Raw genomic sequence first — 15234 nt, 5'->3', positions numbered from 1 at the left:
AGTATCCGGCAGCAGAATCGTCCCACAGAATACGGATGACTTCACGCCGAACAACATGGTCTGGATCGATGATTCAATCGATGACGGGTACGCTTTTTGCTGCTGAATCATCGTTGCAAAGCCGGCATGAGACAACGATCATGTCCGAACATCATGGCTGAACTACCATGACCGGATCATCATGACTGAACGATCATAGCCAGGTCAGTATGACAGAATTATCATGACAGACCACATTCATGATCATCAAAGTGAGGGAAAGCAGTATGAATACGCAGAACACAGGAAACGAGACGTCCTCTTTTGGACGTTTTCTTGAAAGAAAGAACATTAAATTCAGCCCGCAGCGGTATGGAATCGATGCGCTCTCTGCCATGGCGCAGGGTCTTTTCGCGTCACTCCTGATCGGAACCATCATCTCGACACTCGGAAAACAGCTCGGAATCCCGATTCTGGCGGAGATCGGCGGGTACGCATCACAGGCGACCGGACCGGCAATGGCCGTATCCATCGGATATGCACTTCAGGCACCGCCGCTTGTCCTCTTTACGCTTGCCGGAGTCGGAATCGCAGCCAATTCTCTTGGCGGTGCCGGCGGCCCGCTTGCGGTTCTTCTGATCACCATTGTCGCAGCCGAATTCGGAAAGGCCGTTTCCAAAGAGACCCCGATTGACATCATTGTGACTCCTGCCGTCACAATTTTAGTCGGTGCCGTTCTCTCCATCTTTTTTGCTCCGGCCATCGGCTTTGCAGCTTCCAGCGTCGGCAATGCCATTATGTGGGCAACCGAACTTCAGCCCTTCTTTATGGGAATTCTCGTGTCGGTGATCGTCGGAATCGCCCTCACACTTCCGATTTCTTCCGCAGCAATCTGTGCGGCGCTCAGCCTGACCGGTCTCGCCGGCGGTGCTGCGGTTGCCGGCTGCTGTGCGCAGATGATCGGTTTCGCGGTAATGAGTTTTAAAGAAAACCGCTGGGGTGGTCTTTTCGCCCAGGGACTTGGAACCTCCATGCTTCAGATGGGGAATATTGTCCGCAATCCGCGGATCTGGCTTCCGCCGATCCTTGCAAGTGCCATCACCGGTCCGATTGCGACCTGCATCTTTGATTTTCGAATGAACGGCGCTGCAGTTTCTTCCGGAATGGGGACCTGCGGTCTGGTTGGACAGATCGGTGTCTATACCGGTTGGCTCACCGACATCGCAGCGGGAACCAAGACGGCCATCACCTCCTTCGACTGGCTCGGAATGATGCTGATCTGCTTCATCCTTCCCGCAATCCTCTCTTATGTCTTCTGTGGAATGATGCGTAAGATTGGATGGATCCGGGAAGGCGATCTGAAGCTGGACCTCTGAGAAAACGCAAATTATCCCCGTCTTCCCTCAGATCCCACGGTAAATGGTACGATTTTTTCCAAAAATCCTCCGGTAAATGTCATGATTTTTCCCAAAATCCTCCGGCAATGCCACGGTTTTTCAAAGGAAATGGCGCAGTCATAATCCATCGGATTTTTGACTGCGCCATTTCCTGTTTCTGTTATTCGTCAACCAATTCTTTCTGACCAAATTCATTTTTTTCATACGGTTATTATTTTCTTGTTTTTCCCGCTCTGTACTTCATTTCGTCTTTTTATCCGGGTATGCCATCCGGTCCTGTCTTTCTCTTTTGCCTTTTTATCCGGCAATGTTCTTATCTTTTTTCTTCCGCTTCCTTCAATTCTGTCATATCCTCTCCAATGACGTATAATCTCGCTTTTTTATTCAATTAATTGCAAAAGATCATTTTTCATTTTTTCATTTTCAATGTATAATTAATACAGTATATCTCACTGTTCCAACGAAAAATCATTCATTAAAGTAGAAACAGCGCCATTATACCGAAGGAGTACTCATTATGCATCCACCGATAGTAGATCATCTGATCTCAACGATATTCATATCCATCTGGTTCGCTGTGGCGAATTCACATGTTATCTATAAATATCATCCCGAACATGAACGCCTCAGCTGGAAATCCCTGGCATTGCTGTTCGTTTCTCCCTCCATCCTGACCCTGATTTCCTATCAGGTCGGGTTCGGCACCTTCCATCAAATCACCGGCTGGACAGCGGAAGAACACTTGATTTCCATCCTCTCACAGATTTCCATCACGCTGGAAATCCTTGCACTGAGCCTTCCGATTTTTCTGTACCGAAAAGTAATCAAAAGTTCCAATTACTGGCTGGCCCTTGTGCTCTGTCTGGAGTTTTCCTGTGCCGACTCCATGTCCACGATCCTTTCGGTTGATCTGCCCACGAAACTCCTCGCATTCACGATACTTCAGCTCATCGTGTATGTTGATTACAAGGGCTGTTTCTCCTACATTATGGCATCCGATAACGCCATCAACCGGAAGGTAATCGCCGGTTACATGGTTGCACTCAAAGTCGTCCTCTCGGAAATGCTGTCTGCCAGTATGATTTTTACGGTAAGACAGTCTCAGTTCACTTTCCGGATGCTCTGGATTGATTTTATCGCCCTGATCGTCGCAGCATTTTTCTCCGCCTTTTTCAAAATGGGCATCAGCAGTGCGCGGGAATCGGATATCAAACTGGATTATATGAATAAATTCCTCCATGCGCAGGAGAACATTATCCAGACCTTCGCGGAGATCATGGAAGCCAAGTCCGGTGAAACCGGCAAACACGTGCGCCGTGTTGCCGAGTATTCTCAGCTCCTTGCAAAAAAACTCGGGCAGGATACGGAAAATGCCGCTTACATTCGCGTTGCATCCATGATGCACGATGTAGGAAAACTGATGATCCCTCTGGAGATTTTGGAAAAACAAGGTTCTCTGGATGAAAAAGAGTTTGAAATTATGAAGACACACACGACATACGGCGATCAGCTGCTCTCCCATTCGGACGGAACGGTCATGAATATTGCGAGAGATATCGCATATGAGCATCATGAGAAGTGGGACGGCTCCGGATATCCCCGCGGTCTTCACGGAGATCAGATCTCCCTTACTGCACAGATCGTCGCCGTGGCCGACGTGTATGACGCCCTGACCAGTAAACGCGCCTACAAAGACGCCTGGCCCCCGGAGACAGCGAAAGCAGAGATCATGAATCAGACGGGAAAGCACTTTTCTCCGGCTGTTGTCGATGCGTTCTGTTCATGCTTTAACGACATCGAAATTGTCCGAAAAGCATATCCCGATTAAGCCGGGATGGATTTGAGATATAATCTTTCAGAACGAATACTTTCAGCAAAAATATCAAGTATGGAGTCACCAATGCACAAAAGAACCCTTCGCAAAAAAATGACACGGATTGCCGTTTTCGGCCTGTTGCTTTCTTCCCTCACCCCATTGACTGCATTTGCACACAGCACCGGCCCGGTTCACGACAAGGCGCCTTCGTCCCGGGAAGCAGGAAAAATGCAGACTGGCTGGGTTCAGGACGGCAGCGTCTGGTATTACACCGGCACAGACGGCGCCATGATGACCGGCTGGCAGAAGATTGACGGAACGTGGTACTATCTCGCTTCCTCCGGCGCCATGATGACCGGTTGGCAGAAACTTGACGGAACATGGTACTATCTCGCCCCCTCCGGCGCCATGATGACCGGTTGGCAGAAACTTGGCAATGAATGGTATTTTCTCTATGACAGCGGCGCGATGGCAGCCGACACGCTCCTTCCGGACGGCTGTTATGTCGATGGTTCCGGCAAATGGCTTCCTTCCGCTGCTTCTTCCGCTTATGACAAACAGGCAGCTGGAGCTGCATCCGATCAATCCGCAGGCTCCACCGTTTCGGTCGGAAATCAGCTTGCAGATCAGGTATTTCAGCTCGTCAACCAGGAACGGGCAAAGGAAGGACTCCGATCTCTGAAACGAGACGACACTCTGGATGCGGTTGCCGGTGTCCGTGCGCAGGAAATCCCGATCTTTATGGATCAAACCCATAACCGCCCGGACGGCAGTTCTTTCAGTACCGCCTTTGAAGAGAACGGATACGATAACTATCGTATCATCGCCGAAAACCTTGCCAGCGGCTTTTCAACGGCGGACAGCGTCATGAGCGGTTGGATGGGGTCCTCCGGCCACCGGAAAAACATCCTGAATTCAAAAATCACCGAAATTGGCATTAGCGTCAATTATGCAGACGGGGTATATTACTGGGTTCAGGAATTCGGCGGATGATGGTACATAGGAGGGCCGTTTGTAAATAGCACGATTTTTTCTGCATCATAAAAATACTAATCGTGATATATCAGATCCAGCCTTCCGTTAGCACGAATGCTGATTTCCCTGATGGTAGAAAAAACTATGAGCCGATGAGACCCTTCGTCCTCACCGGCTCATTTTGTTCAGCAACCAAGCCTCAATGCTCAAGGAATAACCTGATTATGTCCTTTTCCCCCAACTTTTATTCGAACTCTACCTCAAGTCTTCATCATTCTCATTCCTCCGAAATCAAATATTCACTGATAAAAACGTTTTCTTTCTCAATGATAGAAAATCAGATTGAATTTGACAGGTGTATAATCATATCCATCGTCACCGATTTTGTATTTTACCTGAAAAGTTGCATTTGCAATCTGATCAAATTCCTCATCCGGATAATCGGTGCGGCAGTATTTCTCCGAGGAAGAATTCGGGAAAGAAGTTACCGAAAAAATATTCTTACGCATCTGATTGTTGATAGACAGTAAATCGCCGTACATATGAAGTGTATCTGATGTTTTATTGACTACGTCAAAACATAACCCCATTTTCTTTGTTCCATTCAGACCGCTTGCAGCGGAACTGATGCTCTGATAGAAAATATCCACATTGGAATCCGTGTATACCAACGTATGCTTTCCTTCCGGATGACTCTTTACCGATGCTGGAACCACGATATTTCCGGGCTGATAGGTTAATGACTGAATCTTTGATGCTACCTCATCCGAAAAAGGCTTCCATCCCTGACACTGACCATACCGAAGATAATGCTGATAATTGATTGTCGGATCAGTCCCGATGGATGCGATCAGTTCAGGGTACATCTGTTGAAAGAAATCAGGATCAAAATATCCGCCATCACTCATCTTCTCCAGAGACTGCGGAACATTTTCATCTGCAATTGCGGAAAACGAACAAAAAACCGAAACAATCATTGCACACAACCAAACAATAATATTTTTAGCAGTCAATCTTATTCCTCCTTCTCAATCTAATCATTCATTCAGTTTCAAAACCTCTTCTTTGCCTCTTTTTCATAGACGGCATATAACTTCATGGCCCAGTCTTCATATACTTTATATTTTCCTCCGTTTTTCAGCCAAACATCCGCCATCTTCTCTGTTCCTTCAACCTGGATCTCCGCTAAATCCTCAATGCTCCCATCGCATTCCTGAAGTTTTTTCTTGTATTTCTTATAGATCGATTCGTATTTAGATTCCGCTTTCTCTTCTGCGTTCTTCTCTTTTTCTTCCGTCCTTTTTTTCGTTGACTTATAACTCTTCTTTTTTAAGGTAGCATTTGATTGATACGAACTCTTTTGACTGGTTGAATTCAGTCTCCTGTACTCGGAAGCATTTCCCGGATTGATCTGTCCGTTCCCCGCCGGACCGGACACTGCATTTTGTCCAATCACCACAGATTCCACCCATGCCCCGTCTGATCCGACCCAAAACCCGTCCGGCGTCGATGTATCATGGAGCATATATCCGCTTCCGTCAAAGTAATACCATTTTCCGCCGATCAGCTCCCAGTTATTGGTCGTATATGTGCCATTCGGATGAGAATACCACCAGCCCACATTGTTTTGTTCCCAACCGGCCGATGCGGTCATCGGAAGAGCCATCGATAACACCACACTCGGAATCAGCAGTTTCTGAAACATTTTTTTCATAACCTTCCTCCTCACTTTTCACGATCTTCCTTATTTCTATCGTGAATTGTCACTTTCATTTGCAATGATATGTAATCATTACTTTCGCGTCCTTAGAGAAAATGTCTCCTTCATCAAAATCATCTTCCCCATTGATCATGACCTCTTCGATCTGTCCATTCTTCATCTGATTAAACATATTCAGATCATGAAGCGGAACCTCCGTCACATTTACAAAGCCCGCTGTCCGAAACAGCATCGAAATCGTATTGTAATTCTTATCCTGCCATCTCGACATTTTATCGGAAATCTGAACTTGATGGTCGTTCGAGAGAATTCTTCTTTTCTTTTTCTGACTAAATGGTATCGTATATGCTGCAATCATCATAGCAATCAGAATCCCGAACATACCGGCGGTTTCATTGAAAATTGCTATGAATGCCCCTCCAAGAAGGAACGCAAATGCAATTCCAAACGCGACATATCTTGTTTTCCTTTCCCGCTCTTTATCCTTCTCTTCAATTTCCAGTTCACGCAGCCTAAGAAGCTGTTCGCTCTCCACTTCCTTAATCCGTGCTTCATCGATGCTGCGATAAACGTGTTCCCGATCATTTTGAATCAAAATTTTGGTTCCGCAATAATTACAGTATGTGATTCCGCGCCCATGTTCAACAGACAGATCGGCACCGCAACTCGGACACTTTACAGAAATAAATTCCACTGCCATCTTACCTCTCTCCTTCCCCATCCGGACTGATTACTATATATCCGTGCGCCTCCAGCACAGCGATCACCTCCGGCGTAATATTTACACTCAAATCAAACGATTTTGGGGGTTCCTTCTTAATCACACGGTGGAGATCATCCACAGAAACATTCATCACTTCTGCAATTTTCTTCAGATTATCCCGATCCGGCAGGCCGCCATCGGTCTCCCACTTTGCAACCGCGGATTTGGATACATTGACTTTGTCCGCCAATTCTTCCTGTGTGAGTCGCATTTTTTTCCTTCTTGCTGAAATAAACCTTCCCAAGCTTTGTTCCTTCATACTTCTTCCCCTCACCATGTTGATTACGGCTGAACGTTGTAATGAAATCATCATCCGATACCGTACACACACGTTCTTCATTGCAGAATTGTCACACGACCATTCAAAACGCCTGTCTTGATCGCATGTGGTAAGTAAATTTATCAAAATAATTCTGCAATTTTCTATATTTAGATTAGTCTGTCTGTCGACAGTTATCAAATTACTTCTTGTTTACTCTACGTAAACATGTCATTACTTCATTTATAGATTACCTTTTTCAACAAAAAAGATTCCCACCGAATCGGTGAGAATCTCTTAAAATTATTATTCCATATCACAGGAAATCTTTTTTTGGTTACGATCCGTCAATACCTCATCAATCGCCGCAAAATCAAAAATGCGGTTGCTGATTGCGACAATGATGCAGGCATCCCGCACATCTTTCGAGTACAATTCACGAAAACCATATAATTTTAAAGCCCGGTTCGTCTCCTTCAAGTCAAATTTGCCGGCAAGACAGAAACGCAGAATCAGATCCCGGTTTTCGGTATGTTTTTCCATTCTCAGAATCTGTCCGCCATAGGATTCCGAAACACCGGACGCAATGTATATGTCTTTCAAGGAAATCTTTCTCTCATCGAAAACGTCTTTCATAAAATAATAAAATGCTTTCTTCTCATCAAACATATCTCTTTGATGAATTGTCAGATAGTTCTCCAATTGTTCCGGTCTCACATTCTCCAAAAGCCGGTTTAATTCATCCGTGGATTTATATTTCTTCAAGTCGCTTCCCCTATTGCTCCCATTTCATCCAATGACTCAAGTGCATCAATTACTTCCCTTGCCGTATATCGCTGGTCCGCATCCAATCGGATGCACCGCTCGATCACATCCCATATTTTCCCGGAAGCTTTCTTTTCTTTTGGAAATGTGCCCGTAAGCATCACATTTAACAACATGCCCACTGCATAGATATCCGATTTTACGCAGGAGCCGGTCATTCCGTATCCAACCTGTTCCGGTGCAGCGTAGTTCTCGGTTCCAAGATAACGCGTATCCTCTGACTGATCCGGTTTATACCATTTTGCCACATTCATATCCAAAAGATAAGTTTCCGCATCGACTGAAATAATGATGTTTGAAGGTTTCACATCGCGATGCACAATTGGAGTAGGCAGATGATGCAGTGAATCCAAAACCTCACAAATTCTCTTTGCGATATATACAGCGTGTTTTGGAAGTATCAGCTTATCCTTCAGAAGTTCTTCCAAAGTCAAACCATGAATATACTCCTCAATAACGATTAATCCATTATCTCCTTCATATAGTTCCACAATCCGCGGCATATGTGCTACCGGATGCTCTTTCAGGTACTGATACACGCTTTTATCATAAATCCGAAGGAACTTCTTAACATAGATGATACCCTGCTCCCTGTTATATACAAGAGAAATGTCATCTCTTCCGGCAATAGGTTCCTCATCGGTATAAACCGACAGCATCAAAACTTCTTCATCGGTCATTCCCTTATATGGATTGTTTTTTTCTGCCCAAAACTCTTCCTCCGTAGTGTATATCTCTCCCGGATCGAGCCTGTTTTCATATCCACAGAATTCGCATTTCCACCGGCCGTATTTTTCATCAAAACCCGGCTGATCATTCATGGGTTCACCGCATTGATCGCAGCACCAGACAATATTTGATTCAGTGTCAATTTCCGGATTGATCAACATCTGTCCGCATCCCCTGCAAACCCAGTACTTCATGCTGGGATCGAATCCCTTCTGAAGCAAAAGCGAGGCAAAACAGCGTGTGCAATAATCAAAGGATCCCTCTTCTTTTTCCGAAGAAAAAGCAGACGGATCCACATATTTTATCTTTTGAGTCGACGCAGAATTCATTTTTTTATCTTTCGTATCAGTTCATCCGCAATGATATCCGCCATATACAGCTTATACGCCAGTCTTGTCGGCTGCGGCGGAACCTTGCAATCATAGCCTTCCGTCTGCTCTCCTGTTGCAATCGCAAAATACACTTTCCCCGGAACACTGTCCGGGTTGTTCGGATCCGTGTTCCCGAAGCTTCCCGTCACGCCGATCCCGATATCGGTTCCATAGAAGTCGCGGCATACCCTGGCCATTTCCGACGCGGTCTCCTTTGAATAGACACCATATCGGTCAATGACCTCCGCTGGAACACCCTGACGGATTTTCGCCTCATTGCTGTATGTGACAAATGCGCCCTTCATAATCGCGGAGGCCCCTTCCGTGTCCGTAAGCAGAGACGCAATCTGCCCGGAAGTACAGCTTTCCATTGTTGTGATCGTAATTTGTTTTTCAATCAGCTCACGGACAAGAATGTCATATTTTTTTCGAACCTTATCATAATCGAGCATTTGATCCTCTTCTTTTCCTGCCGTTTCCGCTGGGGTCTGCCTGGCTGCGGTCCCGCAACCGACAGCACAAATACATCCTGCCGCAAACACAGCAAACATGCATTTCCTATTCACCGAAAAAAACATCCTCTCTGCCTCTTGATTTTCGCGTCTTGCTCCGTATTATCCGTCATATTCCGGCCGGCGGTCGCGGAATACGCCCCAGGACATACGAAAGTCTTCCAACTCATCCAGATCATAGGAGGCGGTCAAAACTTCTTCCTTATCCCGGCTGCCGTCCCGAACGATCGCACCGGTCTGATCCGTAATAAAGGATGAACCGTAGAATTGGAGAGAAGAATCCTGCATATTGTTCTCCGGACACGGAGTTACACGCTCCAGTCCGATGCGGTTTGCTGCCGCCACCGGCATCAGATTGCTGCCGGAATGTCCCTGCATACATCTTCTCCAGTGCGGCATGCTGTCCGTTTCGAGAACCGGCTCCGAACCGATTGCCGTCGGATACAGTAGCACTTCTGCGCCAAGGAGCGCCATCTTCCTTGCCGGCTCCGGGAACCACTGATCCCAGCAGATTCCGACACCGATGGTGCCGAACTCTGTCTTCCAGACTCTGTAACCGGTGTCGCCCGGCGTAAAATAGAACTTCTCCTGATAGAAATGGTCATCCGGAATATGCGTTTTCCGGTAGACACCCATAATTTCACCGTCGGTCCCGATCATTGCAATGCTGTTGTAGAGCACCGTTCCGTCCTTTTCGTAGAAACTGATCGGCATCGCCACATGGAGGTCTTTGCATACTTTTTGAAAATGCCTCACAGCGGCATTATCCTGAACAGGAGACGCAAACGCATAATATTCGTATCGTCTTTCCTGGCAGAAATACGGGCGTTCAAAGAGTTCCGGCAGCAGGATGACCTGCGCGCCGGAAGAAACCGCCTTTCTGGTCATCTGATCCGCTTTTTCAATGTTTTCCTCCGGAGAAGCGGTCATCGACATCTGAACCGTTCCGATTGTTATATTTCTCATCTTCGTTTCTCCCACCGTTTTCACAGATCTGCACGGCTTCCGGCATAGCCGCCGCCAGCCAAAATCCGCCGCATCCATCTTATTCGAACTTCGCAGTATCCGTCTCATGTACGCCGTAATTTATATGGGATACATGAGACGGTCCGGAATCAGGCGCCCTGTCCGGGAGTTCCCGGAATCTGCTGGGTGATGCAGTGAATATTGCCGCCTCCGACGATAATTGCTCTCGCCGGAACCGGAATCACTTCCCGTCCCGGAAAAAGCTGCTTCAAAAGTTCACATGCGCTGACGTCATTCTCATCCCCAAACTGCGGAACAAGAACACAGCCGTTTCCTACATAAAAATTTACATAGCTTGCCGCAAGACGTTCTCCAACTTCCCGCTCGTCTTCTCCCGGTTCCGCCTGAAGTCCTCTCAGGTCTTCTTCGCCGATACGAACCGGCTCTTTGGGAATGTAAAGCTTATGGACGCGGATTTTTCTTCCCTTCGCATCCGTTTCTCTTTGCAGTACATCCAGATCTCTTTTGCTCAGTTCGTACTGCGGATCTTCCGTATCGTCGGTCCAGGCAAGGACAGCCTCACCAGGCGAGGTGAATGCAAAAATGTTATCCACATGCCCATCCGTCTCGTCATGATAGATTCCGCACGGAAGCCAGATGACCTTTTCCGCATTCAGCATCTTCTTCAGACGGTCCTCAATCTGCTCCCGGGTCATTTCCGGATTTCTCCCCGGACTGAGGAGACATTCTTCCGTCACAACGACCGTTCCCTCGCCGTCAGTGTGAATGGAGCCCCCCTCCAGAACAAAGTCCTGAGCGTCATAGCAGTCGATATTCAGCGCTTCGCAGATCGAACGGGCCGCTGCATTATCCTTCTCCCATGAAGGATAAAGTCCATTGTATTCGCCGCCCCACGCATTGAACTGCCAATCGATTCCACGAACCGTTCCTTTGTCGTTCACAACACAGGTCGGCCCGACATCCCGCGCCCAGCTGTCGTCGGTAGGAATCGTCAGTACATGAATCGGATAGCAAACCGGATCCAGAAAATTCTCTGCCTGTTCACGATGCGACGTATCCGCCAGAACCCATACTTCCTCGAAACGGGAGAGCTCATGTGCAATCTCCGCAAAGACCTTCTGCGCGTCCTTTCCGTCATACGGCCAGGACCCCGGACGAATCGGCCAGATCAGAACGGTGCCGCGATGATTCTCGTATTCCGCCGGCATACGGAATCCTTCTTCCGCCGGCATCATTTTTTTGATAAACATATCTGTGTTTTCCTTTTTACCATTTCAGGCATTGATTCCGGCGGATCATGCATCCGGCGAAACTCATCGCCCATCCGCAGAATACTTCAAACGTTTGCTGTTACTGCAAACGTTTGAAATAAACCGGTCCATATACCTGTCAAAACGCCATCCAGCACTTTTCACGGGATTCAAAGAGATTATCACGAAAAGAGACTTCCGTTCAGTCTGCTGACAATGAAGAAAGCTTTCTCAGGAAAGCCGGTTCTTAAAATCCTCATATCCGAAGCTTCGGATAAGACGGCAATCTCCATGTTCATCCATCGCCCAGATGGACGGAAGGCCAATGCCGTTAAACGTATTGTTTTTCACCATCGAGTAAATCGCCATGTCTTCGAAATAGAGCCGTTCTCCCTCCTGAACTTCATGATCGAAGGAGTAATCTCCGATGATATCGCCGGAAAGGCACGTACAGGAAGACAGGCGGTAGGTATACTCTTTTTCGCCTGGCTGACCGGAATCCCGCAGCGGCGGCCGGTACGGCATCTCAATCACATCCGGCATATGGCAGGCGGCGGATGCATCCAAAATCAGCGTCGTGATCCCGTTTTCCACCTGATCCATCACCTCGGTAACAAGATATCCTGCATTCAGCGCAATCGCTTCTCCCGGTTCGAGATAAACTTCGACACGGTATGTTTCTTTCATATGACGAACCAGCCGGATCAGACGCTCCCGGTCATAATCCGGCCGCGTAATGTGATGACCGCCGCCCATATTGAGCCAGCGGATCTGCGGCTGTGAAAGAATATCACCGAACTTGTCTTCGACCGCCTGAAGCGTTGTCTCCAGATCATCGGAATTCTGCTCACACAACGTGTGAAAATGAATTCCTTCCACATACTTCCAGACTTTCGGCTTACGTCGAATCGCCGCTTTCAGACGTTCCGACGTCACTCCAAACCGGGATCCCGGCGCACACGGATCATAAATTGCATGGTCCGTCTGCGTGGAACACTCCGGATTGATCCGGAGACCGATGCCGGTGTGTCCTGCCGGATGAAGAGATGCTATAGTCTCTCCGTATTTCTCAAGCTGCGAATAGGAATTTACCACAATATGATCGCAGATTTCCGCAATCTCCCGGATTTCGTCCGGCCGGTATGCGCAGGAAAAGATATGGTTTTCTTTTCCCATCTCCTCATGCCCGAGCTTCGCCTCGTGAAGACTGCTGGCGGTCGCACCGGCAAGATACCGGGCGATCAGCGGATACTCGCAGAAACCGGAAAACGCCTTCTGGGCAAGCAGAATTTTACAGCCGGCCTGATCGGCGGTATCCCGCAGAATCTCGAGATTCTCCTTCATTTTCTTCTCGTCGATTACATAGGCCGGTGTCGGAATCTTACTAATTTCCATTCTTCTGCCTCCTCAAATGTTCATACTGAACCGTTTCATTCTATAAAACTGATAAGACGGTCCGCGGAATATGCAGCAGGACGGCTTTGTAGCCGTAAACCTGTGCATGTGTCTGTAATATTGTTCTCCGGATCAGTCTACCAGAGTCGGATTCTCGACAACCTTCCACGGAAGCCCCCATTTGTTCAGTGCCTCCATGTACGGATCCGGATCAAACTCATCGGTAGTAAAGACGCCCGGTTTTTTCCACTGACCGTTTGCCACCAGCATGGTTCCGATCATCGCCGGAACACCGGTGGTATAGGAGATCGCCTGAGAGCCGACTTCGCGGTAGCACTCCTGATGATCACATACATTGTAGATATAAATGCTGCGCTCTTTTCCATCCTTCTTTCCGGTAAAAATGCAGCCGATGTTGGTCTTTCCCTTTGTACGCGGGCCGAGAGACGCCGGATCCGGAAGAAGTGCCTTCAGGAACTGAATCGGGACAATCTCGGTGCCGTTAAAGTTCACCGGTTCGGTGGAAAGCATACCCACATCTTCGAGGCAGCGCATATGATCCAGATAACTCTGACCAAAGGTCATGAAGAAACGGATGCGTTTTACCTCCGGCATATTCCTTCCAAGTGCCTCAATCTCCTCATGGTGAAGAAGATACATATCTTTCTTTCCGACACCTTCGAAATCATACTCGCGGTGAATGCTCATTGCCGGGATCTCAATCCACTTTCCGTTTTCCATATAGGAACCCGGTGCGGATACTTCGCGAAGATTGATTTCCGGATTGAAGTTGGTAGCAAAAGCGTATCCGTGATCGCCGCCGTTGCAGTCCAGAATATCAATGGTATCAATCGTATCAAAATAGTGCTTCTTTGCGTATGCCGCAAACACAGAAGTTACACCCGGATCAAAACCAGTTCCGAGAAGCGCGGTGAGTCCTGCCTTTTTAAAGCGCTCCTCATATGCCCACTGCCAGGAATAGTCAAAATATGCGGAGAAACCCTTTTCCTTGCATCTCTTCTCATAGATCGGACGCCAGGTCGGATCTTCCGTATCTTCCGGCTCATAATTGGCGGTATCAATGTAGTGAACACCGGTCTCCAGGCAGGCATCCATAATGGTCAGATCCTGGTACGGAAGCGCAACATTGAGAACAGCCTCCGGCTGATAGGAACGGATAAGTTTTACCAGTTCCTCTGTGTTGTCCGCATCCACCTTCGCCGTCGTAACTTTCGTTCTGGAACCGCTCTTTTCAATCTTTTCTTTTAATTCGTCACACTTGGATAATGTCCGGCTTGCAATCATCAGTTCCGTGAATACCTCATCGTTCTGACACGCTTTCTGAATTGCCACCTGCGCTACTCCGCCGCATCCGATCACTAAAATTCTGCTCATCCTCTATGTTCCTCCTCTGACAAAATGTCCTCTACGTATTTGGGAAGCATAAATGCTCCCTGATGAAGATTTGTTGTATAATACCAGGTTTTTAACCCGCGTGAATTCCAACGCTTCGGATCGAAATCGCGAAGCGGATGATATTTTTTCGATGCAAAACCGAACATCCAGTATCCGGCCGGGCATGTCGGAATGCTCGCCTGATAGACTCTGCTGATCGGAAAACTCCGGAATGCTTTCCGGTGCATCGCACGAAATGCCGCCTCGTCCTCGTCATAGAACGGGCTTCCATGCTGATAGACCATCACGCCGTCGGCGTGGAGTGCACGGCTGCAGTTTCCGTAAAATTCCCTGGTAAACAGACCTTCGGTGTGGCCGAACGGATCCGTCGAGTCATTGATGATCAGATCGTACTTATCCGCGCACCGGCGAAGATAGCGGAGACCGTCCATGTTGATGATATTCACACGGCTGTCGTCAAAACCCTTGGCGGTTTCCGGAAAGAATTCTCTGGAAACCGAGATGAACATTTCATCCGGTTCCACCACATCGATGGATTCAATCTCCGGGTACTGTGTCAGTACCTTTGCGACACCGCCATCGCCGCCGCCGATGATCAGCACATTCTTTACATTCGGATGGACCGCCATCGGTACATGGACAACCATCTCATTATAGATAAACTCGTCTGCTTCCGAGAAAACGATATCTCCGTCCAAAACAATCATTTTTCCGTACTCATCGGACTGAAATACATCAATCCGCTGATAATCACTCTGACCGGAAAACAGCTGTTTTTCAACCCGGACCGTTGTCTTGACATTCTCGGTGTCAAGCTGTGAAAACCAGAATTCCATTTGT

15 protein-coding genes are annotated in these 15234 nt (G+C 47.7%); 3 read left to right on the top strand and 12 right to left on the bottom strand.

Going from position 1 to position 15234, the window contains the following annotated elements:
• Window positions 1-266 precede the first annotated feature (266 nt).
• The 3 genes from BR86_RS0102765 to BR86_RS16260 all read left to right on the top strand — a co-directional run bounded on the left by BR86_RS0102765 (window position 267) and on the right by BR86_RS16260 (window position 4185).
• Window positions 267-1355: a PTS sugar transporter subunit IIC gene (locus BR86_RS0102765; RefSeq protein WP_051684541.1), complete on the top strand. Its 1089-nt coding sequence runs from the start codon at window positions 267-269 to the stop codon at window positions 1353-1355.
• A gap of 538 nt (window positions 1356-1893) precedes the next feature.
• Window positions 1894-3204, top strand: coding sequence for an HD-GYP domain-containing protein (locus BR86_RS15020; RefSeq protein ID WP_051684540.1), 1311 nt, complete (start codon window positions 1894-1896; stop codon window positions 3202-3204).
• A 216-nt stretch (window positions 3205-3420) separates the two neighbouring features.
• Window positions 3421-4185: a CAP domain-containing protein gene (locus BR86_RS16260; protein ID WP_051684539.1), complete on the top strand. Its 765-nt coding sequence runs from the start codon at window positions 3421-3423 to the stop codon at window positions 4183-4185.
• 305 nt (window positions 4186-4490) lie between these two features.
• Here the strand turns inward: BR86_RS16260 and BR86_RS0102750 are convergent, their stop codons facing one another.
• From BR86_RS0102750 to speE, 12 genes are all read right to left on the bottom strand, one after another.
• On the bottom strand, window positions 4491-5180 hold the full coding sequence (locus BR86_RS0102750) for a hypothetical protein (RefSeq protein ID WP_143099298.1): 690 nt from the start codon (window positions 5178-5180) through the stop codon (window positions 4491-4493).
• Window positions 5181-5218: 38 nt separating this feature from the next.
• Window positions 5219-5881, bottom strand: coding sequence for a hypothetical protein (locus BR86_RS15015; protein WP_051684538.1), 663 nt, complete (start codon window positions 5879-5881; stop codon window positions 5219-5221).
• A gap of 55 nt (window positions 5882-5936) precedes the next feature.
• Window positions 5937-6587, bottom strand: coding sequence for a TFIIB-type zinc ribbon-containing protein (locus tag BR86_RS0102740; protein ID WP_031471475.1), 651 nt, complete (start codon window positions 6585-6587; stop codon window positions 5937-5939).
• Between the two features lies 1 nt (window position 6588).
• On the bottom strand, window positions 6589-6909 hold the full coding sequence (locus tag BR86_RS14485; protein WP_081843973.1) for a helix-turn-helix domain-containing protein: 321 nt from the start codon (window positions 6907-6909) through the stop codon (window positions 6589-6591).
• Window positions 6910-7215: 306 nt separating this feature from the next.
• Window positions 7216-7674, bottom strand: a complete 459-nt coding sequence (locus BR86_RS0102730; RefSeq protein WP_031471473.1) for a hypothetical protein — start codon at window positions 7672-7674, stop codon at window positions 7216-7218.
• Window positions 7671-8657: a serine/threonine protein kinase gene (locus BR86_RS15010; protein ID WP_161767263.1), complete on the bottom strand. Its 987-nt coding sequence runs from the start codon at window positions 8655-8657 to the stop codon at window positions 7671-7673. The genes BR86_RS0102730 and BR86_RS15010 overlap by 4 nt, the downstream gene beginning before the upstream one ends.
• A gap of 131 nt (window positions 8658-8788) precedes the next feature.
• Window positions 8789-9286, bottom strand: coding sequence for a CinA family protein (locus BR86_RS0102720; protein ID WP_031471471.1), 498 nt, complete (start codon window positions 9284-9286; stop codon window positions 8789-8791).
• A gap of 162 nt (window positions 9287-9448) precedes the next feature.
• Window positions 9449-10312, bottom strand: coding sequence for a nitrilase-related carbon-nitrogen hydrolase (locus BR86_RS0102715; RefSeq protein ID WP_031471470.1), 864 nt, complete (start codon window positions 10310-10312; stop codon window positions 9449-9451).
• Window positions 10313-10461: 149 nt separating this feature from the next.
• Window positions 10462-11583: an agmatine deiminase gene (aguA, locus tag BR86_RS0102710; RefSeq protein WP_031471469.1), complete on the bottom strand. Its 1122-nt coding sequence runs from the start codon at window positions 11581-11583 to the stop codon at window positions 10462-10464.
• Between the two features lie 231 nt (window positions 11584-11814).
• Entirely contained in the window at window positions 11815-12978 is a 1164-nt protein-coding gene (gene nspC / locus BR86_RS0102705) for a carboxynorspermidine decarboxylase (RefSeq protein ID WP_031471468.1), read from the bottom strand.
• A gap of 132 nt (window positions 12979-13110) precedes the next feature.
• Window positions 13111-14373: a saccharopine dehydrogenase family protein gene (locus tag BR86_RS0102700; RefSeq protein WP_031471467.1), complete on the bottom strand. Its 1263-nt coding sequence runs from the start codon at window positions 14371-14373 to the stop codon at window positions 13111-13113.
• On the bottom strand, window positions 14370-15230 hold the full coding sequence (speE, locus tag BR86_RS0102695) for a polyamine aminopropyltransferase (RefSeq protein WP_031471466.1): 861 nt from the start codon (window positions 15228-15230) through the stop codon (window positions 14370-14372). The genes BR86_RS0102700 and speE overlap by 4 nt, the downstream gene beginning before the upstream one ends.
• Window positions 15231-15234: the final 4 nt, after the last annotated feature.

The organism is [Clostridium] aminophilum DSM 10710 (genome assembly GCF_000711825.1).
Classification (GTDB): Bacteria; Bacillota; Clostridia; order Lachnospirales; family Lachnospiraceae; genus Clostridium_R; species Clostridium_R aminophilum.
The sequence above is the reverse complement of the archived record's forward strand: the minus strand, read 5'-3'. Positions and strand labels throughout refer to the sequence as shown.